Genomic DNA, 24,981 nt, shown 5'->3' on the forward strand with positions numbered 1-24,981 from the left:
GATCAGCCCTCCTTCTTTTCGGTGCCGCCATCGGCGGTCTTCGTTTCTTCCGGACTCGCTGCGGGCGCCTCCGCCGACTTGGCGGCGGGGGCCTTTTTGGCGGCCGCTTTCTTGGCGGACTTCTTGGAGCCGGACTTTTTCTTTGCCGCGCCGGATTTCGATGCCGCCTTCTTGGCCGGTGACGCGCCGACCGCGTCCTTCACGCGATCATGGACGATCTCTCCGTCGCGACAGACCAGCGTGCCGGCGACGACCGTATCTTCGGTATCGATCGTCAGCGCGCCGCTTTCCTTGTCGATCATCGGTGTCAGGAAGTTCAGCAGGTTGCGGGCAAAAAGCTGGCTCGTCGTTTCCGCCAGACGGCTGGGCACGTTGTCGTGGCCGACCAGCGTGACGCCGTGTTTGGTCACCACCTTGCCGTATTCGCTCAGCGGGCAGTTCCCGCCGGTTTCAACGGCCAGGTCGACGATCACCGCGCCGGGCTTCATCGACTTCACATGGTCCTCGGTCACCAGCACCGGTGCCGGGCGGCCCGGGATCAGGGCCGTGGTGATGACGATGTCCATCGTCTTGATCTTCTCGGCGATCAGTGCGGCCTGCTGGCGCTTGTAATCGTCCGACATTTCCTTGGCGTAGCCGCCTTCGGTCTGGGCCTGCTGGAATTCCTCGTTCTCGACGGCGAGGAACTTGCCCCCCAGGCTTTCCACCTGCTCCTTGGTGTCCGGGCGGACGTCGGTTGCCCAGACGATGGCGCCCAGGCGCTTTGCTGTTGCGATGGCCTGAAGCCCGGCGACGCCGACCCCCATGACGAAGACGTTGGCCGGGTTCACGCGCCCGGCGGCGGTCGACATCATCGGCAATGCGCGCCCGTAGTACTGCAGGGCATCCAGCACCGCCTTGTAGCCCGACATGTTCGCCTGACTGGACAGGATGTCCATCGATTGCGCCCGCGTGATGCGCGGCACCAGTTCCATGGCAAACAGCGTCACCCCCTGGGCTGCGAGCTTCTTCACCATGTCGCTCTCTGTCAGGGCGTATGCGTGGCAGGCGAGCGCCTGTCCCTTGGCAAACAGTTTGATTTCGTCATCGGTCGGGCGCGCGATCTTGAGGACCAGATCGGCCCCCTTGATCGTTTCGGCCGGAGATTTGGCAATCTGGGCGCCCGCTTCCTTGAATGCGTCGTCCGAAATGGAGGCGGACTCTCCGGCGCCGCTTTCCACCGTGACCGTACAGTTCAACTGGATGAACTTGGCCACGCTATCAGGCGAGGCGGCGACGCGCTTTTCCCCGGCGCGCCGTTCCTTCAGAACCGCGATCTTCATGGGATTATCCTTTTCCCCTTAACTGCACAGTCGGACCATCGGCGCGTTTTGTCGCGCGGCTGGCCCGAATTTCGCGAATGATAACGGGGATATGGACACCAATCGAGAAAAGAAAAGAGCAGTTTTGTAATTTGTTGTATTGAAGTTTTGTATCATTCTAATGAATGGCGTCTATCATGCGCCGCCACAGCGCGTGGATCACCGGGCCAATCCGGACCCGGCGAGTGCCGCTTTCTGCCGCGCTTCCAGACGGTTGGCATCGAAGTCGTCGATCAGTTCATGGAATTGCCGGTGCCAGTTTACTTCGGCCTTGAGATGCATGAAGACCGAGCCGAGCCCGATCGCCGCCCGGTCGACCAGAACGAATTCCCGCGGTGGCTGGACGCCGCCGAGCCGAACCAGTTCCTTTTGCACCTGCCCGGCAATCTTGGCGCCGAACTGGCCGCTGTCGGATTCCTGGATGCGCTGGACCTTGTCCTCCATCAGCGGGCGATACAGGAATCGGGCCCAGATGTTCAGAACATCCAGGAGTTCCTTCGTGACATTCTCGAACCCCCAGCTTTCGTACGCGTACACGGCTAAGTCCATATCGTCGTCGCGCAGAGCCCGATACAGATCGATGACCCCCTGAACGAAGCTGGGCGGGAAAACACGGATGCAGCCGAAATCCAGAAGATTGATCGACCTTTCATCGGCGCGCACCGTGTAATTGCCGAGATGCGGGTCCCCATGAATGACACCGTAATAATAGAAGGGGACATACCACGCCCGAAACATCGAAAGCGCCAGTTCGTTCCGTGTCTCCAGTGGTGCCTCACGGAAATCCATCAGCGGCCGCCCGTCGAGCCAGGTCATCGTCAGAAGCCGCTTGGTCGACAGGTCTTGGACCGGTTCCGGGATATGCACCCGATCTTCCTCGGCCAGCATGTCCGTATAGAGGCGCATCGCGTTGGCTTCGCGGGTATAGTCCAGTTCTTCACGCAGCCGCTCCGACAGCTCCTCATAGATCCGGCGGGTGGAGATCGCCTTGTCGTAACGTTCGTAGATCGAAAAGATCAGTTTCAACTGCCTCAGATCCGCGTCGATGGCCGAGGCCATGTCGGGGTATTGAAGCTTGCAGGCCAGCTGCGTCCCGTCTTCCAGCCGTGCGCGGTGGACCTGACCCAATGACGCGGCGTGGGCAGCTTCCTTTTCGAAGGTGCCGAACTTCTTGGTCCAGCCCGGTCCCAGTTCGGAACTCATGCGGCGCCGGACGAAAGGCCACCCCATGGACGGAGCGTTCGACTGCAACTGGCGCAGTTCTTCGGCATATTCCTTGGGCAGGGCGTCCGGGATTGTCGCCAGAATCTGAGCAACCTTCATCAGCGGTCCCTTCAGGCCGCCAATTGCCGCCTTGAGCTGACCGGCGTGCTGGTCCTTGTCCAGTTTGACACCCAGATAGCGGGCACCGGCCAGACGCGCACCCAGCCCGGCCATGGCGCCGCCGACCTGGGCGACCCGGCGGACCTGCCCGGTGAAACTGGCGTCGTCATTGTATCTTTCAGATGTGTCGTCGGACATGCTGCCCCTCGTTTTGCGACCGGGTGCGACGCAGGGCAGGGACCCTGACCGCCGGTTCAGATATCGTTCGCGCGCATCCACCGGGCAAGGGCATCGGCCGTCGCTTGCCAGGTTTCGTCCAGCATCATGCCATGCCCGGCCCGGTCCAGAATGGTCGCCTCGACGCCCAATTGCCGGGCCGTGGACCGAATGAAGGCCGGCGGGATCAGACCGTCTTCCTGCGCGCCCATGACGCACAGGGGAATACGTCCGCGCAGGCGATTCGGATCGACACGGATGGTGCCGTGCATTTCCGCGACGGCACGGGACGACTCACCGCCCATCTGGGGCATGTATCGTTCGACCCTTTCCGGCGGCACACGATCCGAGAACAGCGCCTGACGCAGACCGGACATGCTGACCGCACCCGGAGCTCCGGCCTGGGCCATGCCGATTTCGAACATCAGCATCGGGTTCCAGGTCGCGAGGCTCATGGACGGGCCGATCAGGCCGCCGGGCGGGACCGAGGCAAGAAGGGCCAGCCCTGCCACCTCCCGGGTTTCGGCATACTTCATCGCAACGAAACCGCCCATGGAATGCCCGATCAGCATCGGGGAAACGTCAAGGTCGCGCACGACCGATGCCAGGTCCGAGACGTAATCCGCGATGCCGTACCGGTCGAGTTGCGCCTGTCCGTCGCTGTCGCCATGACCGCGAAAGGAGGGCGCGTAGCATCGATAGCCCAGCGTTGCGAAATAGGGCAGGAACCGTTCCGACCAGCACCAGGCTCCGGCAAAGGCACCATGCAGAAAGACCAGGGGCGTCGGTCGGACCGGCACGCCTTCCGGTGGTCGAGCGGTCAGGATCTCCAGATTGAGCAAATCGGAGTTCAATGCGGGCTCCTTTCGTGTCGGACGGGACGCTAAACCGGCTCGACGCGCCGGCAAAGGCGGGGCCGGCGATGTGCAACCGATGGGCTTCGGACCGGTAGGCGGGCTCGCACGGTGCTCTTGTTGAAGGCCGGTCAGGGCAGCGGGCAGGCCTTGAAGGCAGGCAGGGCCTCGCAACGCGCGGTGAAGGCCGACAAGGCGGGCGCGATCGTGTCCGCATCGAGCTTCGGCCGAACAGCCCGAACGAAGCTATGCGCGACGGCGGCCGCGATATCGGCATGACTGACGCTGTCCGTGCCGGCCAGCCAGTCCGCGCCCGCCGCCGCCGCGATGCCGTCCAGATGCTTCAAACCGGCGACGACCTGAGCGTCATTATGGGCTTCCCAGGGCTCATGGACCTTTTCCTCCGGATGAAAGCGGCGCTCATAGAACGCCCATTGCGCCTTCTCCATTACACCGACGCCATAAGCCGCGATCTGCAGTACTTCACGGCGCTTCGTGCCCGCCGCCGGGGCCAGAGCCCTTTCCGGACCGGCAAGCCGGTCCAGCTCATCCAGGATGGCCCAGCTTTCGACCAGGGAACTGCCGTCATCCATCACCAGCGTCGGCACCCGGACCAGCGGATTGTGCGCCCGCACCGGCTCCGGCGTTTCGAAGATGCGCAGACCGTCATGCTCGAACGGCATGTCCAGAATGTTCAGGGCGATCGCCACGCGCCGGGTGTAAGGGGACAGGTAGACGCCATAGAGCTTCATTCGTTCAGCCTTTTCCGTAAAGCGCGTTCAATCGATCCGCATATTTCTCGCGAATGATGTGCCGGCGAATTTTCATCGACGGGGTCAGCATGTCGTTGTCGACGCTGAACGGCTCATCCGCCAATGTGAACTTTCGGACCTTCTCGATCGGGTTCAGATCCTTGTTCGCATCGTCGACCGCCGCGCGTATCGCCTTGCGCAGATCGTCGTCCTGCATCAGGTCCGCCCAGCCTTCCCCTTTCTTGCGGTTCTTCGCCCGCCATTCGCGCAGCCAGTCGGCATCCGGGACAATCAGGGCGACCAGGTGCGATTGCTTGTCGCCATAGACCATGACCTGGGCAATGGATTGCTGCAGGCTGAGAATGCCCTCGACGCGTTGCGGAGAGATGTTGTCGCCACCGGAATTGACGATGATGTCCTTCTTCCGGTCGGTGATCCGGATACGGCCCAGCTCGTCCATCTCACCGATGTCGCCGGTATGCAGCCAGCCGTCCTTGATCGTCTCCGCCGTGCGGTCGGGCTGGTTCCAGTATCCCAGCATGACAAGTTCGCCACGCACGAGGATCTCACCGTCTTCGGCGATCTTCACATCGACCCCGACAAGCGGCGGTCCGACCGTGGTCAGATCGTTGATATCCGGCCGGTTCACCGAGACAACCGGCGCCGCTTCGGTCTGGCCATAGCCTTGCAGCACGCGCAATCCCAGGGAGACGAAGAACAGCCCGACATCGTAGTTGAGCGGTCCCCCACCGGAAACGAAGGCCTTGAGGCGTCCGCCGAACCGCGCCTTGACCTTGCGCCGGACCAGCAGGTCGAGGAAGAAGTCCTGGATTTTCTCGACAAGGCTCAGCGATGCGGGATCTTCATATCGTTTCGATCCCAGTTCGATGGCCTTCAGGAGCAGTTTTTCCTTCGTTCCGCCGACCTTCTCCGCGCCGCGCAGGATCTTGCCGCGCATGTTTTCGTACAGGCGCGGCACGGCGGTCATGATCGTCGGCTGGGTCTCGATGATATTCTGCGCCAGCTTGTCCAGGCCCTCGGCGTAGTAGACCTGTGCACCGATGGAAATTGGGACGAACTGACCGACCGTGTGCTCATAGGAATGACTGAGCGGCAAGAAGGACAGGAATACCTCCGTGCCGTCGTCGAGACCGGGCAGCGTCCGCAGAAATTCATCCGCTCCCATCACATTGCACAGCATGTTACCGTGGCTCAGCATCACCCCGGTCGGCACACCGCCAGTCCCGGACGTGTAGATGATGGCCGCCATGGCGTTCCGGTCCAGGCTGCGTGCGCGTTCCGCCGTTGCTTCGACGCTGGCCTCTTTCTGGCCCTTCGCCATGCCCAGCAGGTCTTCCCAGCCGTAGATCCGCATGCCCTGCGGCACGGCGCCCGGCCATTCCATGACCACCACCGTTTCGATGCCGACACGGGTCGCGGCCGCCATGACCGGCTTTGCCAGTTGCGCCGTTGAGCAAACGGCGATCTTCGCGCCGGAATCCCGCATCACATGGATGTGGTTCTCGACCGTGTTGGTCGTATAGGTCGGGACCGCGACGGCACCCAGGGTCATGATCGCCAGGTCGGTGATCATCCATTCCGGGCGGTTCTCCGCCACCAGCATGACGCGGTCGCCCGGCTTCACGCCGGCCTGCTTCAGCCCATAGGCCAGCTTCGCGACCCGTTGTGCGGTCTGGGCCCAACTGGTCGGCCGCCAGCGCCCGTCCGACTTCGCCCACAGAAATGGTGTGTCGCCCCAGCGCTTCGCCTGATCGAAGAACAGGGTCGGCAGGTTCGGAATAGACGCATAATCCAGCATCGCCCTCGGCTCTTGTAATTGGATGTTTCCCCGGCGGGACGGACAGTCGGCATTCTTTCGATGCCTTGTTCCGGTCCCCAAACAAACATAGATACGGATGTGAAAGAAGGAGACAAGTACGATGCCTGATACGCATGCCGCCGCCGACCTGCCCGTCTGGGACCTTACCGACCTCTATCCGGCCCCTGATTCGCAGGAACTGAAACAGGATGTCGAAAAGACAATGGCCCGGGCGCAGGCGTTCGAGAGCCGGTTTTCGGGAAAGGTCGATGGTCTGACAGGGGCACAGCTTGCCGAAGCGATCACCGAATATGAGGCGATCGACGAGGTGCTGTCGCGGGTCATGAGTTACGCGCAGCTGCTGCATGCCGGGGATGTCACCGACCCGAAGATCGGTCAGTTCTATCAAACGATGCGCGAGAAGGCGACGGAAGCGAATGGCCATCTGCTGTTCTTCACTCTGGAACTGAACAAGGTTTCGGACGAGGCGCTGGACGCCCGACTGGCGGAGAGCGAGGCGCTGCGACGCTATCGGCCGTGGCTGGATGCGCTGCGTCTGTTCCGTCCGCATCAGTTGTCCGACGAAGTGGAGCGCCTGCTGCTGGACAAGAGCGTTGCGGGCAGCGGCGCATGGATGCGCCTGTTCGACGAGACCTCCGCCAGTCTGCGGTTCCCGTTCCGGGAGGAATTGCTGACCCAGACGGAAATCCTGCACAAGATGCAGGATCGCGATGCCGCCGTCCGCAAGGAGGCGAGTCAGGTGCTGGGGACCGTTCTCGGGGAGAACATCTCTACCTTTGCGCTGATCACCAATACGCTGGCGAAAGACAAGGAAGTCGAGGACAAATGGCGCGGTTTTGCGCGACCGATCTCGTCCCGCAATCTGGCCAATCAGGTCGAAGACGAGGTTGTGAACGCGCTGATTCAGGCCGTGCGCGACATGTATCCGCGCATCTCGCACCGCTATTATCGGCTTAAGGCGAAATGGATGGGCCGGGACAAGCTGGATTACTGGGACCGGTTGGCCCCGCCGCCGGCCGACGATGATCGCACCTTCACCTGGGACGATGCACAATCGATCGTCATGGATGCCTATTCGGCCTTCTCTCCGGACATGGCAGCGGTCGGGAAGCGGTTCTTCGACAATGCCTGGATCGACGTTCCGCCGAGACCCGGGAAAGCGGGCGGTGCCTTCGCGCATCCGACGGTACCATCCGCGCATCCCTACCTGTTGCTGAATTTCCAGGGCAAGGCGCGGGACATCATGACCCTGGCGCATGAACTGGGGCATGGCGTGCATCAGGTGCTGGCCGCGAAACAGGGCCACCTGATGGCCGATACGCCGCTAACCCTGGCGGAGACCGCATCCGTCTTCGGCGAGATGCTGACGTTCAAGAGCATGCTGGCCGCGACGAAGGATCCGGTGGCTCGCCGCGCCGTGCTGGCGTCCAAGATCGAGGATATGATCAACACGGTCGTGCGCCAGATCGCCTTCTGCGAGTTCGAGCGGCTGGTGCATGACGAACGTCGGAACGGGGAACTCACACCGGATCGGATCGGCGAATTGTGGATGCAGGTCAGCGAGGAAAGCCTGGGCGACGTGTTCCGCTTCGATGAGAATTATCGAAATTACTGGGCCTATATCCCGCACTTCATCCATTCGGCCTTCTATGTCTACGCTTACGCGTTCGGGGATTGTCTGGTGAACGCCCTATACGCGAAGTACGAGTCGGAGCCTGAGGGCTTCCAGACGAAATACATGGAGATGCTGTCGGCAGGCGGGACCTTGCGACACAAGGAACTGTTGGCGCCGTTCGGACTGGATGCGTCCGATCCGGATTTCTGGAAACTGGGCCTGGGCGTCCTGGAAGGGTTCATCGACGAACTGGAAGCGACCTTCTGACCTTAATCCAGGGTCAAGACAATCTTTCCAATGTGATCGGAGCTTTCCATCAGCCGGTGCGCCGCGGCCGCGTCGGACAGAGGGAATGTCTGGTGGATCACCGGCGCGACCTTGCCTGAATCGAGCAGCGGCCAGACATCCCGGCGCAGATTGTCGGCGATGGCGGCCTTCTCCGCGACGGTCTGGGGACGCAGGGTCGATCCCATGATCGTCAACCGGTTCATCAGCACGCGGGTGAAGTCGACTTCGGTCTTCGGCCCTTTCAGGAAGGCGATGAAGGCATAACGCCCGTCGCGGCGCAGCAGCTTGATCCCCTGATCGACATACGGGCCGGCGACCATGTCCAGGATGACATCCAGCCCCGGCCCGCCGTTCATGTCCTTGGTCCACCCCTTGGCCTGTTCCGCCCATTCGCCTTCGCGGTAATTGATGGCCAGATCCGCGCCCAGCTCTAGGCAGGTCCGGCATTTGTCGTTGCTGCCAGCGGTGACCGCGACCTGGGCGCCGAAAGCCTTGGCAAGTTGAATCGCGGTCGTGCCGATGCCGCTGGAGCCGCCGTGAATCAGAATGCGCTCTCCGGCGGTCAGCTTGGCCCGCATGAAGACGTTGTAGTAGACCGTGAAGAAGGTCTCGGGCAGGGCGGCTGCGCGTACCATGTCATAGCCCTCCGGTAGGCGTAGACAGTGCTCGGCCGGGGTGGTGCAATATTGTGCATAGCCGCCGCCGGGCGTCAGGGCGCAGACCTTGTCGCCGATCTGCAGCGATTGCACCCCGTCGCCGAGGGCCGCCACCTCTCCAGCGATCTCCAGACCGGGCAGGGGAGAGGCGCCCGGCGGTGGGGGGTAGGCGCCCGCGCGCTGCATCACATCGGGCCGGTTGACGCCCGCTGCATGAACGCGGATCAGGACTTCGCCCGGTGCCGGCGACGGCGTGGCCATTTGCCCGGCGACCAGAACGTCCGGCCCGCCCGGTTCGGTGATCTCGACAGCGGTCATCTGGGCGGGTACGGACATGGCGAAACTCCTTTGCTGATCCCGGTCTTGCGGACCGACGGGCGGGCGCGATACTGACAGTCCACCGTCACCGCCGCAAGGGAGGCACAGACCATGTTCGACGAAGAAGAGCGCCCGAAGCCGAAGGGCATCCAGCCGATGGACCTGGACACGATGAGCATCGAGGCGCTGGGCGAGTATATCGAAGAACTGGAAGCCGAGATTTCCCGGGTCCGTGAGAAGATCGCGGCCAAGAAGGATGCCCGGGGCGCTGCCGAGAGCTTCTTTAAATCCTGACATTGCGAGGAGTGCGACATGACGGGCACCAACAAAACCTGGGTTCTGGCGGAACATCCGACAGGCATGCCGGACGACAGGACTTTCCGGCTGGAGGAGCGTGAGATTCCCGACCTTTCCGACGGACAGGTGCTGGGCCGGTCGCGCTGGCTTTCGGTCGACCCTTATATGCGGGGCCGAATCTCGAAGCAGGCGAATTATGCCGGCGGCGTTTCCGTCGGTGAAGCTATGCATGGCGGCGCCGTCGCCGAGGTGGTGGAGAGCCGCCATCCCGCTTGGCAGCCGGGCGACCTGTTCGAGACCATCGGGTTCGGTTGGCGCGAATATGCCGCTGTGTCCGGTGACGGCCTGACCCGTGTCGACCCGTCCATCGATGCGCCAGAGCATGCCTGGCTCAGCTATCTCGGAATGCCCGGCCTTACGGCGCTGATTGCGCTGGATACGATCGGCAAAGTGAAAGAGGGCGAGACGGTTCTGGTTTCGGCGGCATCCGGGGCCGTCGGGCAGGTCGTCGGGCAGATCGCCAAGATCCGCGGCGCCCGCGCCGTGGCTGTCGCCAGCAGTCAGGACAAGTTGGACTGGTGTCGCGAGATCGGCTTCGATGCCGGTATCAACTACCGCGAAGTACCGAACCTGGGACGTGCCGTTGCCGACGCCTGCCCGGACGGTGTCGATGTCTTCTTCGACAATACCGCGGGGCCAATCCATGACGCGGCAATGAACAATCTTGCCTTGGGCGCACGGGTCATCATCTGCGGCACGATCAGTCTGGCCGGGCAGTTCGACGCACCGGACATCGGCGAACGCTTCATGCGCAAGATCCTTGTCGCGCGTGCCAGAATGGAAGGCTTCCTGATCTTTGACCACGTAGCCCGGTATCCCGAGGCACGCCGTCAACTGGCGCAATGGGAAACGGACGGGAAGCTGACCTTCAGGACGGACGTACTTGAGGGTATCGAACAGATGCCCACGGCCTTTCTGAACTTGCTGACGTCGCGGAATTTCGGGAAGCAGGTTGTGCGGGTCTGATTCCCGACCTTGTTTTTGCGGTGCAGCAAGTTAGGGTCTGGCGGAACGAACATGCGCCCCGAAGGCGCCAGGATCAGGAGAGTAGAGGAATGTCGCAGACTGGATTGTTGAAGGGCCGTGCGGCCTTGGTGACCGGGTCGACGAGTGGAATCGGTCTTGCGATGGCGCGGGCATTGGCCCTGGCCGGGGCGAATGTGATGCTCAACGGCCTGGGTGACGAAGCTGAAATCGAAAAGACCCGGGCGGCGCTGGCGGCGGAAACCGGCCAGGAAATCCGCTTCCACGGCGCCAATATGATGAAGGCCGAGGAAATCGCGGACGCTGTCGAGCAGACCGACGCGACATTCGGGTCCATGGATATTCTGGTGAACAATGCCGGCATTCAGCATGTCAGCCCGCTGGAAGCTTTCCCGGAGGACAAGTGGGATGCGATCATCGCGATCAATCTGACCTCCGCCTTCCACGCGACCAAGGCAGCGCTTCCGAAAATGCGGCGCGGCGGATGGGGACGCGTCATCAATACCGCGTCTGCCCACGGGCTCGTGGCCAGTGTCAACAAGGGGGCCTATGTCGCGGCCAAGCACGGCATTGTCGGCCTGACCAAGGTAACCGCGCTGGAAACCGCGGAAGAGGCCATCACCTGCAACGCGATCAATCCGGGCTGGGTCCGCACCGAACTGGTCGAAAGGCAGATCGAGGCGAAGGCCGGTGAACTGGGCTGTTCAGTGGATGAAGCCGCCGCCGAAATCCTGTCGGAAAAGCAGCCCTCCATGGAGTTCGTGACGCCGGAGCAACTTGGCGGATGTCTCGTCTTCCTGTGCTCGCCGGCCGCGGATCAGATCACAGGTATTTCCCTGCCCGTCGATGGCGGCTGGACGGCGCGCTAACGAAACCGTATGCCCAACACATATTCGATTTCAGTTAACCCTTTGTTAGGGTTCCAGCCCTATCCTGAGGATGTCTACCCCTCGGCCCCACCCCCCTTGTTCGGGGCCGCAAGACACTCTTAGACCCCCTGTTCTACTTGGCCGCCTCTGGCGGCCAATTTTTTTTGCGGGATTCCTGTAACAATTCATTCGCAAACGAATGATTGTTACCGCCTGTTCACAAAATCACCCACAAGCATGGGGCGGGGGCCACAAGACTGTTGACCGCGCGGAAAAGGCCCGGTACCGTCTCGACCGTGAGGCAAGTTGAACAGGGGGTGCAGGGAGATCGGGGAAAACTCGACGCCAGTACCGTGGGATACGAAAAGACCGCCAATTCGGCGGTCTTTTCATGTCTTATGGTCTTGGCAGAGGCCGGTCCGGACGGGTTAAACTGCGGTCATCAGAGCCGCCGTCCCGGATATTTCCTTCGGTGGATCGGTCGCTTCCGATAAGGAGATTCCGCCGATGAAGCCCGACTTCCTGAAATTCGATACCCTGAGCCTGCATGCCGGGCAGCAGCCTGATCCGACGACCGGCGCGCGCGCCGTGCCGATCTATCAGACGACGTCCTATGTCTTCGATGATACGGATCATGCTGCAGCGCTGTTCAATCTGGAGCGCCCCGGCCACATCTATTCGCGAATCTCGAATCCGACGGTTGCTGTGCTGGAGGAGCGGGTGGCGGCCCTGGAAGGTGGTGTCGGTGCCGTCGCCACGGCCAGCGGTCACGCGTCACTGTTCCTGGCGATCTCCACCCTGATGGGACAGGGCGCCCATATCGTCGCGTCCAAGTCGCTTTATGGCGGGTCCATCAACATGTTCCTGCACACGCTGCCGCGCTTCGGCATCACGGCGACCTTGGTCGACCCGCGCAAGCCGGAGGAGTTCGAGGCCGCAATTCGCCCCGAAACACGGCTGGTCTTTGCGGAGATCCTGGGCAATCCGAATCTGGAGGTATTGGATATCGAAGCGGTGGCGGATGTTGCCCACCGACACGGGCTGCCCCTGATGATCGACGGGACTTTCAACACGCCCTATCTCTGCAAGGCGTTCGATCACGGCGCGGACATCATCATGCATTCCGCGACGAAATGGCTGGGCGGACACGGGGTGGCCATGGGCGGTGTCCTGGTCGATTCCGGCCGGTTCGACTGGTTCGCGCATGCTGACATGTACCCGACCCTTACCGAACCTTACGAGGCGTATCATGGGATCGTCTTCGCCGAGGAGTACGGGCCGGCAGGGTTCATCATGCGTGCCCGGGCCGAAGGGCTGAGGGATTTCGGCGCGGTGCTGAGCCCGGCAAATGCCTTCCACCTGCTGCAGGGGATCGAGACGCTGCCGCTGCGCATGGACCGCCATGTGGCCAACGCCAGAAAGGTCGCTGATTTTCTGGCGGCGCATGAAGCCGTAGAGTGGGTCAATTATCCGGGCCTGGAAAGTCATCCGGACCATGATTTGGGACAGCGTTACCTGCCGAAAGGGCCCGGTTCCATGCTGGCCTTCGGGGTGAAAGGTGGCCGCGCCGCCGGGGCGAAGTTCATCGAATCGGTCGAGTTGTTCAGTCATCTGGCCAATGTCGGCGACGCCAAATCCCTGGTGTTGCATCCGGCCTCCACGACCCATCAGCAGATGACCGCGGAACAACTGGCCGCGGCGGGTATCGGGGACGATCTGATTCGGGTTTCGGTCGGGCTGGAAGACCCGGATGACCTGATCGCAGATCTGAATCAGGCGCTTCGCCGCGCCTACAAACTGGCAGCCGCTGAGTAAGGGGAGCGGATTCTCGATGATCATCGACATGAAGGAAGGTCCGGTACTCGCGAATACCGGCGGGGCCGCGTTCGATCCGAAGAAGCCTGTTGCGATCCTGGTTCACGGGGCCGGGTGCGATCATTCGATCTGGGGCGGTCAGAATCGCTACATTGCCCATCACGGCGCATCCGTGCTGTCCCTGGACCTTCCCGGACATGGCCGGTCACCCGGTCCTGCGATCGACAGTATCGGGGGACTGGCCGATTTCGTGATCCGGGTGGTCGACAGCCTTGAAATCGAGCGGCCGATCCTGATCGGGCATTCCATGGGCGGGCTGACCGTGTTGGAAGCCGCCTCGCGTCTGGGCGATCGATGCGCGGGGCTGGGCCTGTGCGGTGTGGCGGCGAAGATGCCGGTCCATCCGGCTCTGCTGGATGCGGCCAGGAACGACAAGCTGACGGCGGCGGAACTGATCGCCGGTTGGGGCCATGGCAGCCGTGCCCATCGCGGGGGTAACCCCAGCCATGGCATCTGGATGTTGCGCCAGGCGGTCATACTGATCGATCGCATGGCACCGGGCGTGCTGCATGCCGATCTGGCGGCCTGCAACGACTATCAGGGCGCGCTGGAGGCGGCGGCAAAGGTGTCCTGCCCGACGCAACTGCTGCTCGGGCGCGGCGACAAGATGACACCGGTCAAGGTGGCACAGCCGCTGATCGACGCGATTGACGGGGCGGAGGCGACGATCCTGGACGCCGCCGGACATATGATGACGGTCGAGGCCCCGCGCGAGAGCTGCATGGCATTGATGTCGCTGATCCGGAAAGTCGCGGGATGAGCGCGGACCTGCCGACCCGGTCGGACTTTCGGCATCTTCTGGCGATACCGACGCGCTGGATGGACCAGGACCCTTACGGGCATGTGAACAATGTCGAATACTATTCCTTTTTCGACACGGTGGTGAATGAGCACCTGATCCGCAAGGCGGGGCTGGATGTCGTGAATTCCCCGGTAATCGGCCTAGTGGTCGAAACGAAATGCCGATTCATGAAGGAGATTTCCTTTCCGCATACGGTTCACGCGGGCCTGCGGGTGCCGAGGATCGGCAATTCGTCGATCACCTATGAGATAGCCCTGTTCAGGGATGCCGACGCAGAGTGCGCCGCCTTCGGTCACTTCGTGCATGTCTATGTCGATCGCCAGACCCGCGAAACCGTTCGTGTTCCGCAGATGGTACGCGACGCCGTTGCACCTTTGGTTGCCGTCTAGGCTTGCCTCTCCGGCTGATCCGCATGGTTGCGCATATCCGGCGAAATTGTCTGCGAAAATTGTAATATGTCTTGAGCTTCTTGCCGGATCGGATATATCTAGCTTCGGGTGACTTAGTGAGAGGTTGCCCTCAATGCATTATGCGCCTGTTCTGATTGTCGATGACAATGCCCCGACCCGAGAGGTCCTGAAGGCGCGTTTCCGCAATAAATCAATTCCTTGCGTTGAAGCGGGCGATGCGTTTACCGCCATGAACATGCTGGGCGGAGAACGCTTCAGCCTCGTGCTTATGGACGTGATCATGCCGGGGATGGACGGGCTGGAACTGATGCGATGGATGGCCAGCAGCGGCATCAAGGTACCGGTTGTGGCGATGAGCGGTACGGAAATGGCTGCGGGCGTCAGCTATGCGCATCTGGCTGAGGAACTGGGGGCGTTCTGGGGCATCGAGAAGCCGGTTTCGGACGCAGATATCGAGGAGATGGAATCGCTCCGAATTCCCTCCATGGAAAACGGGCGGTATCTTTCCTCGTAAGCCGACCCGGCGATCCATCGAATAACTCGATCATCAGCAGAAGAATGATTCGTTTGCCCTTGTGAACGATCCTCCTCACGCTTCCGGAAGTCAGAAACCGACGGGGGCCGCCATGCCGGACGGAAACTTCGCTTCCTTGCGTGACCGCTATTTTCGGGACGGGTTCGTCACCGGCATACCCATTCTGGATCCGCAGGAGGCGGCGACGTTTCGCCGTGAATTGGAGGTCGCCGAGACCAGGTTCGGCGGGTCCATGCATTATGTGCTGTTTCCCAATCTGATTTTCCGAAGCGCGGACAGATTGCTTCGGCATCCAAGACTGCTGGATGCCGTCGAGGCCATTCTGGGGCCGGACGTCATGGCCTATGAATGCGCCTATATCATCAAGGAGCCGGGCAACATGAAGAAGGTGTCCTGGCATCAGGATCTGACCTATTGGGGGCTGGACACGGATGACATCGTCTCCGCCTGGCTGGCCCTGTCTCCGGCGACCGTGGAAAGCGGCTGCATGCGGATGATCCCCGGATCCCATACCATCGGGAAGCAGCATCATGTCGATCTGCGAGAGGCGGACAATATCCTCTCACGCGGTCAGACCATTCAGAATGTCGATGAGGCGGCCGCAGTGTCGGCGGCTTTGGCGCCGGGTGAGTTGTCGGTGCATCACGGCTGGACGATGCATGCGTCGCAGCCGAACCGGTCTTCGGACCGACGGATCGGGTTCAATGCCGTGTTCATGAAGCCAGGCGTGCGCCAAAAGGTTCAGGCTCGGGAATGTGCGATCCTGATGCGGGGCAGGGACGAGTATGGCTATTACGATGCCCTGCCGCCCGTGCTGCAGGATTTTGATCCAGACCTTATGGCCCTGCGGGAAGAGGTCGACCGGCGCCGTAACGCGACCTGGCAGACGGGCTGAGCCAGCCTAGTCCTCGTCGCCGTTATAGGCTATTTCGACCACCTCGATTTCCTCCGGGCCCGTCGGTGTCTGAACCTTGACGACGTCACCCTCTTCCGCCTTCAGCAGCGCCCGGGCAATGGGGGAGACCCAACTGACCTCCCCGCGTTCGATACGGGCCTCGTCGACGCCCACAATTCGGATCGTCTTTTCCTCTCCGCGGTGATTTTCAAAGGTCACCGTGGCGCCGAAGAATATCTGGTCGCGGTTGGTCTGGCGTTCCTGATAGACGATCTCGGCGATTTCCAGCCGCTTGGTGAGGAACCGTATGCGTCGGTCGATCTCGCGCAGCCGTTTCTTGCCGTAGATGTAGTCGCCGTTTTCAGACCGGTCGCCGTTGCCCGCCGCCCAGGATACGATGTCGACAACCTTCGGCCGTTCTTCGCGCAACAGGTGCTGCAGCTCAGACTGCAGTCGCTTGTAGCCTGCGGGGGTCATATAGTTTTTCGTCCCGCGCGGCAGGGTTGATGCGCCGTCGGGCAGGTCCTCTTCCTCTTCGGAATCGGATTCCTTGGTAAACGCCTTACTCATGGGAACTCTTTACTCGGCCAGGACCAACGTGTCTTTCCGGCGCCAGCTCACCCAGCGACGGTCGCCCGGATTGGTGGTCGCGACGACGGATCGTTCACTGTTCTGCGTCGTCACCGAAAAATCCAACCCGGATTCGGTTTTGACGAAGACATGGCTCTCATTGCCGTAATATGCAACCTGCGTCACGCGGCCTTCCAGGGCGAGGCACTCGTCATCCGACGGCTTCTCCGCCGAGACCATGGCCTTCTCCGGCCGGATGGCGATACCGATCTTGCCTTTTGCCGACCCGTCAAAGGGTAGCCGGATGTCGCCGATACCGTCGATATTGACGGAAATTTCACCGCCCGACGCCGTCTTCACGAACCCTTCGAAGAGATTCATCTTGCCGATGAAATCGGCCACGAAACGGCAGTTCGGATATTCGTAGAGATCACGCGGATGGGCCAGTTGGCGGACGCGCCCGGATTCCATTACCGCAACACGATCCGCCATGCTCAGCGCTTCATCCTGGTCGTGGGTCACCATGACGAAGGTGATGCCGACCTTGGCCTGAAGATTGCGCAGTTCCAGCTGCATGGCCTCGCGCAGTTTGGCATCGAGGGCCGATAGCGGTTCGTCCAGCAGCAGCACTTTCGGACGCTTCACCAGCGCGCGCGCCAGGGCGACCCGCTGGCGTTGACCACCGGACAACTGATCGGGCATGCGGTCGCCGTATCCCGGAAGTTGAACCAGCCCCAGGGCCTCCTCGACCCGTTCCTTGGTTTCCGACGCCGGCACGCGATCCATTTTCAGGCCATAGGCGACGTTGTCCGCGACGGTCATATGCGGGAAGACCGCGTAGGATTGGAAGACCATGTTCACGGGCCGCTTGTTCGGGGCCACATCGTCCATGATCTGGCCATCGATTTCGACTGTGCCGTCGCTGGGCACTTCGAAGCCGGCGATCATGCGCAACAGGGTGGTCTTGCCGCAGCCGCTGGGACCCAGCAGGGCGAAGAACTCCCCCTCCTTGATGTCGATCGACACGTTGTCGACGGCAAGGACTTCGCTGCCGAAGCGTTTGGTTACGGAACGGATGCCGATGATTGTCTTGGCGCCGTCGGTCATTTCTTATCGGCCCCTTTGCTCTGCAGCCACATGGCGATGGCGGTTAGGAAGACGGTGATGACGATCAGAACGGTTGAAGCCGCGTTGACCTCCGGCGTCACCGAGAAACGGACCATGGAGTAGACCTTGACCGGGAAGGTCACGGTATCCGGGCCCGAGGTGAAGAAGGTGATGACGAAGTCGTCCAGCGACAGGGTGAAGGCCAGCAGGGCGCCCGCGACCAGACCGGGCTTCATGTGCGGGATGATGACGTCGCGGTAGACCTGCCAATCGCTGGCGCCCAGATCGCGGGCGGCCTCCTCCTGCTCCCGGTTGAAGCCTGCCAGACGCGCCCGGACGATGACGGCGACAAAGGGGAAGGTAAAGCTGATATGGGCGATGGTGATGTTGCCCAGATTTATGGGCCAGGGCAGATCGTTGGGCCAGCCGATACGGGCAAAGAAGGCCAGCATGGCCACGCCCATGCAAATCTCGGGAATGACGATGGGCAGGGCCATCGTGCCTTCGTAGAGCGGCTTCAGCGGGAACCGGAAACGCCAGAGCAGGATCGCCACCATCGCCCCAAGGACCAGCGAGACGACGGTGGAGACCAGGGCGATCGTCATGGAATTCCCGAAGGCGATCATCAGGTCTTCGTTGCCGAACAGCTTTTCGTAATACTTGGTGGAAAAGCCGCGCCAGACGATGTTGCGCCGACTGTCGTTGAAACTGAATGCCATCAGTGTCAGCAAGGGCACATAGAGGAAGAGAAAGGTCATGACCATGATCGTGACCAGCGGCCATTTCCGCAGATAGTCCAGCGGCCCGGCCGGTTCGCGTCCGAAGAGGGTCTTCTTTGCCATCGCGTCAGCCCTCCAGCCCGTCGCGACCGCCGCGCCGTGCCATCAGCGCGCGGATCGCAAGGGCCCCGAAGGTGATGTACATCAGAAGGAAGGACAGCGCCGACCCGAAGGGCCAGTCATTCGCCGATTTGAACTGGCGTTCGATGATCGTGGCGATCATCGTGCTGTCTGGTCCCCCCAGCAGGTCCGGAGTCAGGAAACTGCCCAGCGCCGGGATGAAGGTGATGATGATACCGGAAATGATGCCGGGCAGCGCCAGCGGCACGACCACATTCCAGAGCGTTCGAAGATGGCCAGCGCCGAGATCGAGGCTGGCCTCCAGATAGGACCGGTCGAGACGCTCCAGCGCAGCATAGAGCGGCAGGACCATGAAGGGCAGATGGACATAGACCAGTCCCAGTATCACGGCCTGGTCGTTGTACAGCAGTTCCAGCGGCTGGTACCGCTCGCCAAACAGGGCGAGCGCAACGCCGCCCATACCGACCAGATTGAACAGCGCCTGGATCTGCGCCTCAATCCATTCCAGCGTGAAATTAACATAGCCGCGCGTGCGAAGGACCGCGATCAGCGCATAGGTGCGGATCAGCAGATTTGTCCAGAAGGGCAGCATGATGCCCAGCAGCAGCAGGCCTTTCCACTGACGGGGCGCATAAACGATGCCGAGCGCGACCGGCAGGCCGATAAACAGGCAGATCAGCGTCGCAATGCCGGCCATCCACAGCGACTTCCAGAAGATCGTCAGAATGTCGGCATTAAAGACACGCGCGTAGTTGTCGAGCGTCCAGGTGATGTCGATTCCGACGACGCCGACCTTTTCGCCAAAACTGAACAGCCAGATCAGGCCGAGCGGTATCAGAAAGAAAAGTACGAGCCAGAAGGTCGGCGGAATGCCGACGGCCCAGAATACCTGTCGGAACTTATGCCAAGGCTCCATGCCGGTCGTGCCCCCTCGTTGACCGGGTTCCGATCGCGGCGCGCAGCATTTCGGACCGCGCGCCGCGGTCGGATATCAATCGGTTTCCCTTACGGCGATCAGGCCGCCAGGAACCGGGTCCAGGCTTCGTCCTGCATGCGCGAGACGTCTTCACCCAGATATTCGCCCCATTCGCACTTGGCCAGCACGTCTTCCGGCGGGAAGACCGAGGGATTCTTGTTGTAGCTGTCGTTGAGCAGCGCGCGGGCGGCCTCATTCGGCGTGGCATACTGGATGTAGTCGGCAATCAGCGCGCCGGCCTGGGCATCCAGAATGTAGTTGATGAACTTGTGCGCATTCATCGGATGCGGTGCGTCCTTCGGGATGGCCAGGTTGTCCGCCCAGATCAGGGAGCCTTCCTTCGGAATGGCATAGTCGATGTCGTCGTCTTCCAGCATGACCTGACCGATATCGCCCGACCACTCGATGGTGACGTCGACTTCGCCGGACAGCAGCAGGTCCTGCCCATTGTCCTCCGCGATCGTCTTGAAATGCGGTTTCTGCTTGATCAGCAGGTCCACTGCCGCGTCGATTTCTTCCTGGGTGCGTGGGTTCATGCCCGTGCCCAGATACATCGACACCATGCCGATCATCGAAGAGCTTTCGGACAGGATCGCCATCCGGCCGGAGAACGCGTCGCTGTCAAAGATCTGCGACCAGCTGGTGATGCCGCCGGGTACCGCGCTTTTGCGATAGCCGACACCCATCGTGCCCCACATGTAGGTCACGGAGTACTTGCGGCCAGGATCGTAGTCCGCGTCGGTGAACAGCGGATTCAGATTCTTCACGTTGGGGATCATGCTGTAGTCCAGCGGCTCCAGCATGTCCGCGGCGATCATGCGCGCTACATAGGTGTCGGACGGGACGATCACGTCGAAGCCCGGATTGCCTTCCCGAAGCTTGGCGAACAATTCGTCATTGTCCGCGAACAGCGACATGTTGGCTTCGATGTCCGTTTGGTTCTCGAAGTCCGACAGCGTCGTTTCGCCGATATAGGTGTCCCAGTTGTAGAAATTGACCTTCGGCTCCTCCCCGTGAGCGGCGGCATGCGCCTTCGGGCCGAGGGTAATTCCGGCCCAGGCCGCACCGGCCCCGGCCATCGTCGCCTGCAGCATGCTGCGACGCGTCAGTCCTTTGTGAAACTTACCTGTCATTCCCTGTTCTCCTCTACTGGTTCCCGGTCCCGGTCGCGGTCGTTGCCACACCGGTTCGCCGGCTTTACCCCTGACTCGTGTCGGGAAGGCTCTAGCGGGCCGACCAATTCGACGAATCAGGGCATTTTCTGGGGTCCCCTGTCAATGCGTTCCGCGGTCCCTCGCGGCTCACATCATCCCCAGGTCGCGCGCCGTGGCGTCCAGACATTCGCGTGTCACGGACATCAGCGCGTCAATCTCGTCCTTCTCGATGATCAGCGGCGGCGACAGAACCATGGCATCGCCGCAGGCCCGCATGATCGCGTTGCGTTTGAAGAAATGGTCGCGACACATGGTGCCGACCTTGCCGGCTGGTTCGAACCGTTCGCGGGTTTCCTTGTTCTTCACCAGTTCAATGGCGCCGATCAGACCGACACTGCGGGTTTCGCCGACCAGCGGATGGTCGTTGAACTCCGCCAGGCGCTTGGCCAGATGCGGCCCTGTCTCGGTCGCCGTCTTTTCGACAAGGCCTTCGGATTCCAGAATTTCGATGTTCTTCAGGGCCACGGCGCAGGCAACCGGGTGCCCGGAATAGGTATATCCGTGGAAGAATTCGCCGCCATGGGCGGTGATCGTGTCGGCGACCCGGTCCGAGACGCCGGTCGCTGCAATCGGCATGTAGCCGGAGGACAGACCCTTCGCCATGGTGATCAGGTCCGGTTCGATGCCGAATGTCTCCAGTCCGAACCAATTGCCGGTGCGCCCGAAGCCGCAGATCACCTCGTCGGCGATCAGCAGGATGTCGTACTGTTTGCAGATGCGGTTGATCTCCGGCCAGTAGGTTTCCGGCGGGATGATCACGCCGCCGGCGCCCTGAATCGGCTCGCCGATAAAGGCCGCAACGTTCTCCGGACCCAGTTCAAGAATCCGGTCTTCCAGCGACTTCGCCGCGTGCAGACCGAACTCGGCCGGGGTCATCTCGCCGCCCAGCTTGTACCAGTAGGGTTGCATGACATGGTGGATCGTCGGGATCAGCTTGCCGCCCTGCTTGTGCATCGGGGCCATGCCGCCCAATGCCGCGCCGGCCACGGTCGAGCCGTGGTAGGCGTTTTCACGCCCGATGATGAAGCGCTTCTCCGGCTTCCCGGCGCATTGCCAATAGTGGTGCACCATCCGGACGTTGGTGTCGTTTGCTTCGGAACCGGAATTCGCGAAGAAGACCCGATTGAAATTCGCCGGCAGCTTCTCCGCCACTTTCGCGGCCAGTTCGATCGACGGCGCGTGGGCGGTCTTGAAGAAGGTATTGTAGTAGGGCAGCTCCTTCAGCTGGCGGTATGCCACTTCCGCCAGGTCGTCACGGCCGTAGCCGACATTGACGCACCACAGCCCGGCCATGCCGTCCAGAATCTTGTTGTTGTGCCCGTCATAGAGATAGACGCCTTCGGCGCGGGTAATGATGCGCGAGCCGCCTTCACCTGCCAGGCCCTTGTAATCCGTGAACGGATGCATGTGATGGGCGGTGTCCAGGCGGACCAGTTCCTCGACGTCGAGGTTGCGGCGAATCTCGGTCATCTCTGATTTCCTTTTAGACTACAGGCACAGGCCGGGCGACCGGCGGGGCGACGTTAGCAAATGTGATCACATTAAGAAAGAGATGTGATCACATTTATGTGCCCGGCCACCGATCGGGTGTGCCGGCCGGATGGTGAAATGCGAACGGCCGCCCCGGATAGGGACGGCCGTTCGTCAGCTAAGGGAGTTTGGTCAAGCGGCCCGTAGTTTTCCGAGGAACCCGTCGACCGCTTCGGACAGCCGTCCCGCGCCGGTGTCCAGCCCTTCGACTTCGTCCATGAGCTGGCGCGCCAGGGCGCCGGTGGAATTTGCCTGTTCCCGGACGGAGTCGATATTGCCGACCACCTGGGAGGTACCGTCAGCGGCGCCTTCGGCATTGCGGGCAATTTCGGATGTAGCCGCGCCCTGTTCCTCCATGGCCGCGGCGACGGTGGAAATCACCTCATTTACCTTGGCTGCGGTTTCGGCAATGCGTTTGATCCGGCCAACCGCATCGTCGGTACTGCCCTGAATTTCGCGAACCAGATTGGCGATTTCGTCCGTGGCCTTGCCGGTCTGGCTTGCCAGGGCCTTGACCTCGTTGGCGACGACGGCAAAGCCCTTACCGGCCTCTCCGGCGCGCGCCGCCTCGATCGTGGCGTTGAGCGCCAGCAGATTCGTCTGTTCCGCGACCTCGGAAATCAACCGGACCGCCTCGCCGATACGTTCGGCGGAACCGGCCAGTTCCTGGATCGCGTTGTCGGTTTCCTGTGCCGAGGTCTGCGCTTCGGTAGCAACCTGAACGCAGGTCGCGATCTGGCGGGTGACTTCGGACACGGTTGCGGACAATTGCTCCGCAGCCGCGGCGACGGCCTGCACGTTGTTACTGGCCTGGGCCGAAGCCTGGGCCGCGCTGTCCGTGGACGTCGACGTCTCGGACGCACTGGCCAGCATCGAGGAAACTGCCTCGCGCATTTCCTTCGTTGCGGTGCCGACCTGGGACAGCACGCCCATGACCGACTGCTCGAAGGTCTTGGCGAGCTCTTCGGTGGCGCGGCGCTTCTCTTCCTCGGCCTTCGCCTCCAGGCGTTGCTGCTCCTTCTGCAGACGTTCTTTTTCGAGCCCGTTCTCCTTGAAGACCTCCACAGTCTTCGCCATCGCGCCGATCTCGTCACCGCGTCCGGTCCCCGGCACGTCGACCGAATTGTCGCCCTCGGCCAGGGTGTTCATGCTGTCCGACAGGCGGGTGATCGGACGAACCACGGTGAAGTTCGTCATGACGCCCATGCCGGCGGCCAGCAGCACGGCTGCCGCGACACCGACACCGATGAAGGCCAGACTGTCCTGCCGAACACTGTCCAGGACACTCGAACCGACAAGGGTCAATTGTTCGCTGGACGCACTCAGATCCTGGGCGGCGGCCCGCATCGTTTCCTCCGCAGCGAGCCCGTCATTTGCGCGGGCCACCATCTCTCCATACTTGGCGAGATAGCGGTCGGCTGACTGAATCATCGTCTGGGACGTCTTTCTCAGTACATCGTCGGGGGTCAGTTCCGAAAGTGTCTGCGCGGATTTCTTCATCGCGCCGATCAGCTTCTCGGTCTCCTGGAGGTTCTTCTCGAATGCTTCACGGGTCGTCAGTTGACCAAAGGATGCCTTCAGTGTCGCAAGCTGACGGAAAACCAGGGTCAGGCGCGTGGCCTCACGCTCAATCGCCTGACGCATCGTCAGTTCCGCAGAGGTTGTCTTCACTTTTTCGGAGGCGGCATCGAAGACTTCGCGTTGCTTGTCCGCGATCTTGGACACGGCGGTGATGAAATCCGCCAGAAGAGCGTCTGCGGTAACCCCGGCGGTCAGGCTGTTCGGATTTTTCACCGCCTTGGCGAATGCCTTGCGGTAATCCTGGGCCAGTTTCGATATCCGGTTGGCGTCCTCCTCCAGCGAGGTGCCCGCGAGCGTATTTTTGAGAGTCACCGAGTCGACGAAGATTTCCTTCACAAGGTCATTCACCGCGTTCGACGCGCCCTCTCGGCCGGTATATCGGAAGATGGCGGCTTCAACACCCGCCCGGCGGGCGAGGTCCTTGAGGGAATTCGTTACATCGACGACCGCGAAAGCGGCTTCCTGTTCCTTGGCAGCGGTCTCTGCGGCGGATTTTGCCCATGTGAGCTGCATTTCCTGGCCGCTAGCGACTGTCGTGGCAGCCTTCAGGACAGTTTGCAGATCCTTGTCCAGTTCCTCGATTGTCTGAACTTGGGTCAGGCGCAAGTCGGTGTAGAAGTTTAGGTTGGCTTCAAAGCTGTCGACCGCTTCCAGCGCGGCGAGCCGGACCGCCTCTGCTTCGGCGTCCAGTCGGCCCTCCAGGCTTGAGATTGCCGTTCGGGTTGCTTCGATATCGGCCAGTGCAGTATCGGCATCCGCGGGGTCCACAGTTCGGCCAAACCGTTCCGTGTTGATCTGCGCACGGGCAAGGGCATTGGAGACCGCGCTGCTGGTTTCAACGACCTGCGTGCCTTCGTTCATCGCACTCAAGCCACGGTAACCGACGAACCCCACCGCCAGAATCAACACCGCCATAAAGCAGAAACCGGCGCCCAGTTTCCACGAAATCCTGATATCGTCGAGTTTCATTCCGTTTCCGTCCCGTTCAAGTCCTGCCGGAGATCTTGCTGTCCGTTTTTGCGGACGACCTTTCTTGATCGGCAACATAAGCTTCAACTTCATAATTAATTGTTAACACATGTCTAGGTACGTGTAGACAACATCCGGCGAATAGACCGGGACATGAAACAATGCGTAATCGTGAATACATAGAATCATGCAAACGTTCCGCGCCTTGAAGCGTGGGGCGTGGG

Annotated in this window: 22 protein-coding genes; 9 read left to right on the plus strand and 13 right to left on the minus strand. The window is 61.5% G+C overall.

The window, feature by feature from the left end:
- Positions 1-2: 2 nt before the first annotated feature.
- The 5 genes from R8L07_13885 to R8L07_13905 all read right to left on the minus strand — a co-directional run bounded on the left by R8L07_13885 (position 3) and on the right by R8L07_13905 (position 6,325).
- Complete coding sequence (locus R8L07_13885; protein MDW3206620.1) at positions 3-1,322, minus strand: Re/Si-specific NAD(P)(+) transhydrogenase subunit alpha; 1,320 nt, start codon at positions 1,320-1,322, stop codon at positions 3-5.
- Between the two features lie 198 nt (positions 1,323-1,520).
- Positions 1,521-2,882: an AarF/ABC1/UbiB kinase family protein gene (locus tag R8L07_13890; GenBank protein MDW3206621.1), complete on the minus strand. Its 1,362-nt coding sequence runs from the start codon at positions 2,880-2,882 to the stop codon at positions 1,521-1,523.
- Between the two features lie 56 nt (positions 2,883-2,938).
- On the minus strand, positions 2,939-3,754 hold the full coding sequence (locus R8L07_13895) for an alpha/beta hydrolase (GenBank protein MDW3206622.1): 816 nt from the start codon (positions 3,752-3,754) through the stop codon (positions 2,939-2,941).
- Positions 3,755-3,885: 131 nt separating this feature from the next.
- Positions 3,886-4,506, minus strand: a complete 621-nt coding sequence (locus tag R8L07_13900) for a glutathione S-transferase family protein (GenBank protein ID MDW3206623.1) — start codon at positions 4,504-4,506, stop codon at positions 3,886-3,888.
- A gap of 4 nt (positions 4,507-4,510) precedes the next feature.
- Positions 4,511-6,325, minus strand: a complete 1,815-nt coding sequence (locus tag R8L07_13905) for an AMP-dependent synthetase/ligase (protein ID MDW3206624.1) — start codon at positions 6,323-6,325, stop codon at positions 4,511-4,513.
- A gap of 121 nt (positions 6,326-6,446) precedes the next feature.
- On the opposite strand from R8L07_13905, the gene R8L07_13910 reads away from it, so the two are divergent.
- The gene (locus R8L07_13910; GenBank protein ID MDW3206625.1) at positions 6,447-8,228 is read left to right on the plus strand and encodes a M3 family oligoendopeptidase; all 1,782 of its coding nucleotides are present in this window, start codon (positions 6,447-6,449) and stop codon (positions 8,226-8,228) included.
- A gap of 2 nt (positions 8,229-8,230) precedes the next feature.
- Here the strand turns inward: R8L07_13910 and R8L07_13915 are convergent, their stop codons facing one another.
- A complete protein-coding gene (locus R8L07_13915) occupies positions 8,231-9,241 on the minus strand; it encodes an NAD(P)H-quinone oxidoreductase (protein MDW3206626.1) in 1,011 nt (336 codons plus the stop codon).
- A 93-nt stretch (positions 9,242-9,334) separates the two neighbouring features.
- On the opposite strand from R8L07_13915, the gene R8L07_13920 reads away from it, so the two are divergent.
- The 8 genes from R8L07_13920 to R8L07_13955 all read left to right on the plus strand — a co-directional run bounded on the left by R8L07_13920 (position 9,335) and on the right by R8L07_13955 (position 15,950).
- Entirely contained in the window at positions 9,335-9,517 is a 183-nt protein-coding gene (locus R8L07_13920) for a DUF1192 domain-containing protein (protein ID MDW3206627.1), read from the plus strand.
- Between the two features lie 18 nt (positions 9,518-9,535).
- On the plus strand, positions 9,536-10,546 hold the full coding sequence (locus R8L07_13925; protein MDW3206628.1) for an NADP-dependent oxidoreductase: 1,011 nt from the start codon (positions 9,536-9,538) through the stop codon (positions 10,544-10,546).
- 89 nt (positions 10,547-10,635) lie between these two features.
- Positions 10,636-11,433 carry a 3-hydroxybutyrate dehydrogenase gene (locus R8L07_13930; protein MDW3206629.1) on the plus strand — a complete coding sequence of 266 codons (798 nt, stop codon included), beginning with the start codon at positions 10,636-10,638 and terminating at the stop codon, positions 11,431-11,433.
- 507 nt (positions 11,434-11,940) lie between these two features.
- On the plus strand, positions 11,941-13,248 hold the full coding sequence (locus tag R8L07_13935) for an O-acetylhomoserine aminocarboxypropyltransferase (GenBank protein ID MDW3206630.1): 1,308 nt from the start codon (positions 11,941-11,943) through the stop codon (positions 13,246-13,248).
- A gap of 16 nt (positions 13,249-13,264) precedes the next feature.
- Positions 13,265-14,068: an alpha/beta hydrolase gene (locus tag R8L07_13940; protein MDW3206631.1), complete on the plus strand. Its 804-nt coding sequence runs from the start codon at positions 13,265-13,267 to the stop codon at positions 14,066-14,068.
- Positions 14,065-14,499, plus strand: a complete 435-nt coding sequence (locus tag R8L07_13945) for a thioesterase family protein (GenBank protein ID MDW3206632.1) — start codon at positions 14,065-14,067, stop codon at positions 14,497-14,499. Before R8L07_13940 ends, R8L07_13945 begins: the two co-directional genes overlap by 4 nt.
- A gap of 133 nt (positions 14,500-14,632) precedes the next feature.
- Positions 14,633-15,034, plus strand: coding sequence for a response regulator (locus R8L07_13950; GenBank protein ID MDW3206633.1), 402 nt, complete (start codon positions 14,633-14,635; stop codon positions 15,032-15,034).
- A gap of 112 nt (positions 15,035-15,146) precedes the next feature.
- Positions 15,147-15,950 (plus strand): phytanoyl-CoA dioxygenase family protein, encoded by an 804-nt coding sequence (locus R8L07_13955; GenBank protein MDW3206634.1) that lies wholly within the window; start codon positions 15,147-15,149, stop codon positions 15,948-15,950.
- 6 nt (positions 15,951-15,956) lie between these two features.
- On the opposite strand, the gene greB is transcribed toward R8L07_13955, so the two are convergent.
- From greB to R8L07_13990, 7 genes are all read right to left on the minus strand, one after another.
- Entirely contained in the window at positions 15,957-16,520 is a 564-nt protein-coding gene (greB, locus tag R8L07_13960) for a transcription elongation factor GreB (protein ID MDW3206635.1), read from the minus strand.
- A gap of 9 nt (positions 16,521-16,529) precedes the next feature.
- Positions 16,530-17,627, minus strand: a complete 1,098-nt coding sequence (locus R8L07_13965) for an ABC transporter ATP-binding protein (protein MDW3206636.1) — start codon at positions 17,625-17,627, stop codon at positions 16,530-16,532.
- Positions 17,624-18,469 carry an ABC transporter permease gene (locus R8L07_13970; GenBank protein ID MDW3206637.1) on the minus strand — a complete coding sequence of 282 codons (846 nt, stop codon included), beginning with the start codon at positions 18,467-18,469 and terminating at the stop codon, positions 17,624-17,626. The genes R8L07_13965 and R8L07_13970 overlap by 4 nt, the downstream gene beginning before the upstream one ends.
- Positions 18,470-18,473: 4 nt before the next feature.
- Complete coding sequence (locus tag R8L07_13975; GenBank protein MDW3206638.1) at positions 18,474-19,403, minus strand: ABC transporter permease; 930 nt, start codon at positions 19,401-19,403, stop codon at positions 18,474-18,476.
- Positions 19,404-19,501: 98 nt separating this feature from the next.
- Entirely contained in the window at positions 19,502-20,596 is a 1,095-nt protein-coding gene (locus R8L07_13980; protein MDW3206639.1) for a spermidine/putrescine ABC transporter substrate-binding protein, read from the minus strand.
- Between the two features lie 168 nt (positions 20,597-20,764).
- Positions 20,765-22,147: an aspartate aminotransferase family protein gene (locus R8L07_13985; GenBank protein MDW3206640.1), complete on the minus strand. Its 1,383-nt coding sequence runs from the start codon at positions 22,145-22,147 to the stop codon at positions 20,765-20,767.
- A gap of 192 nt (positions 22,148-22,339) precedes the next feature.
- Positions 22,340-24,757, minus strand: coding sequence for a methyl-accepting chemotaxis protein (locus R8L07_13990; GenBank protein ID MDW3206641.1), 2,418 nt, complete (start codon positions 24,755-24,757; stop codon positions 22,340-22,342).
- Positions 24,758-24,981 lie beyond the last annotated feature (224 nt).

This window comes from Alphaproteobacteria bacterium, assembly GCA_033344895.1.
GTDB lineage: Bacteria > Pseudomonadota > Alphaproteobacteria > UBA8366 > Aestuariispiraceae > Pacificispira.

What these genes read in the sequence shown, in the direction of transcription:
- R8L07_13885 (MDW3206620.1), bottom strand. Translation starts at nt 1,322, where the DNA reads ATGAAGATCGCGGTTCTGAAGGAACGGCGCGCCGGGGAAAAGCGCGTC.
- R8L07_13890 (MDW3206621.1), bottom strand. Translation starts at nt 2,882, where the DNA reads ATGTCCGACGACACATCTGAAAGATACAATGACGACGCCAGTTTCACC.
- R8L07_13900 (MDW3206623.1), bottom strand. Translation starts at nt 4,506, where the DNA reads ATGAAGCTCTATGGCGTCTACCTGTCCCCTTACACCCGGCGCGTGGCG.
- R8L07_13905 (MDW3206624.1), bottom strand. Translation starts at nt 6,325, where the DNA reads ATGCTGGATTATGCGTCTATTCCGAACCTGCCGACCCTGTTCTTCGAT.
- R8L07_13910 (MDW3206625.1), top strand. Translation starts at nt 6,447, where the DNA reads ATGCCTGATACGCATGCCGCCGCCGACCTGCCCGTCTGGGACCTTACC.
- R8L07_13915 (MDW3206626.1), bottom strand. Translation starts at nt 9,241, where the DNA reads ATGTCCGTACCCGCCCAGATGACCGCTGTCGAGATCACCGAACCGGGC.
- R8L07_13920 (MDW3206627.1), top strand. Translation starts at nt 9,335, where the DNA reads ATGTTCGACGAAGAAGAGCGCCCGAAGCCGAAGGGCATCCAGCCGATG.
- R8L07_13925 (MDW3206628.1), top strand. Translation starts at nt 9,536, where the DNA reads ATGACGGGCACCAACAAAACCTGGGTTCTGGCGGAACATCCGACAGGC.
- R8L07_13930 (MDW3206629.1), top strand. Translation starts at nt 10,636, where the DNA reads ATGTCGCAGACTGGATTGTTGAAGGGCCGTGCGGCCTTGGTGACCGGG.
- R8L07_13935 (MDW3206630.1), top strand. Translation starts at nt 11,941, where the DNA reads ATGAAGCCCGACTTCCTGAAATTCGATACCCTGAGCCTGCATGCCGGG.
- R8L07_13940 (MDW3206631.1), top strand. Translation starts at nt 13,265, where the DNA reads ATGATCATCGACATGAAGGAAGGTCCGGTACTCGCGAATACCGGCGGG.
- R8L07_13945 (MDW3206632.1), top strand. Translation starts at nt 14,065, where the DNA reads ATGAGCGCGGACCTGCCGACCCGGTCGGACTTTCGGCATCTTCTGGCG.
- R8L07_13950 (MDW3206633.1), top strand. Translation starts at nt 14,633, where the DNA reads ATGCATTATGCGCCTGTTCTGATTGTCGATGACAATGCCCCGACCCGA.
- R8L07_13955 (MDW3206634.1), top strand. Translation starts at nt 15,147, where the DNA reads ATGCCGGACGGAAACTTCGCTTCCTTGCGTGACCGCTATTTTCGGGAC.
- greB (MDW3206635.1), bottom strand. Translation starts at nt 16,520, where the DNA reads ATGAGTAAGGCGTTTACCAAGGAATCCGATTCCGAAGAGGAAGAGGAC.
- R8L07_13965 (MDW3206636.1), bottom strand. Translation starts at nt 17,627, where the DNA reads ATGACCGACGGCGCCAAGACAATCATCGGCATCCGTTCCGTAACCAAA.
- R8L07_13970 (MDW3206637.1), bottom strand. Translation starts at nt 18,469, where the DNA reads ATGGCAAAGAAGACCCTCTTCGGACGCGAACCGGCCGGGCCGCTGGAC.
- R8L07_13975 (MDW3206638.1), bottom strand. Translation starts at nt 19,403, where the DNA reads ATGGAGCCTTGGCATAAGTTCCGACAGGTATTCTGGGCCGTCGGCATT.
- R8L07_13980 (MDW3206639.1), bottom strand. Translation starts at nt 20,596, where the DNA reads ATGACAGGTAAGTTTCACAAAGGACTGACGCGTCGCAGCATGCTGCAG.
- R8L07_13985 (MDW3206640.1), bottom strand. Translation starts at nt 22,147, where the DNA reads ATGACCGAGATTCGCCGCAACCTCGACGTCGAGGAACTGGTCCGCCTG.
- R8L07_13990 (MDW3206641.1), bottom strand. Translation starts at nt 24,757, where the DNA reads ATGAAACTCGACGATATCAGGATTTCGTGGAAACTGGGCGCCGGTTTC.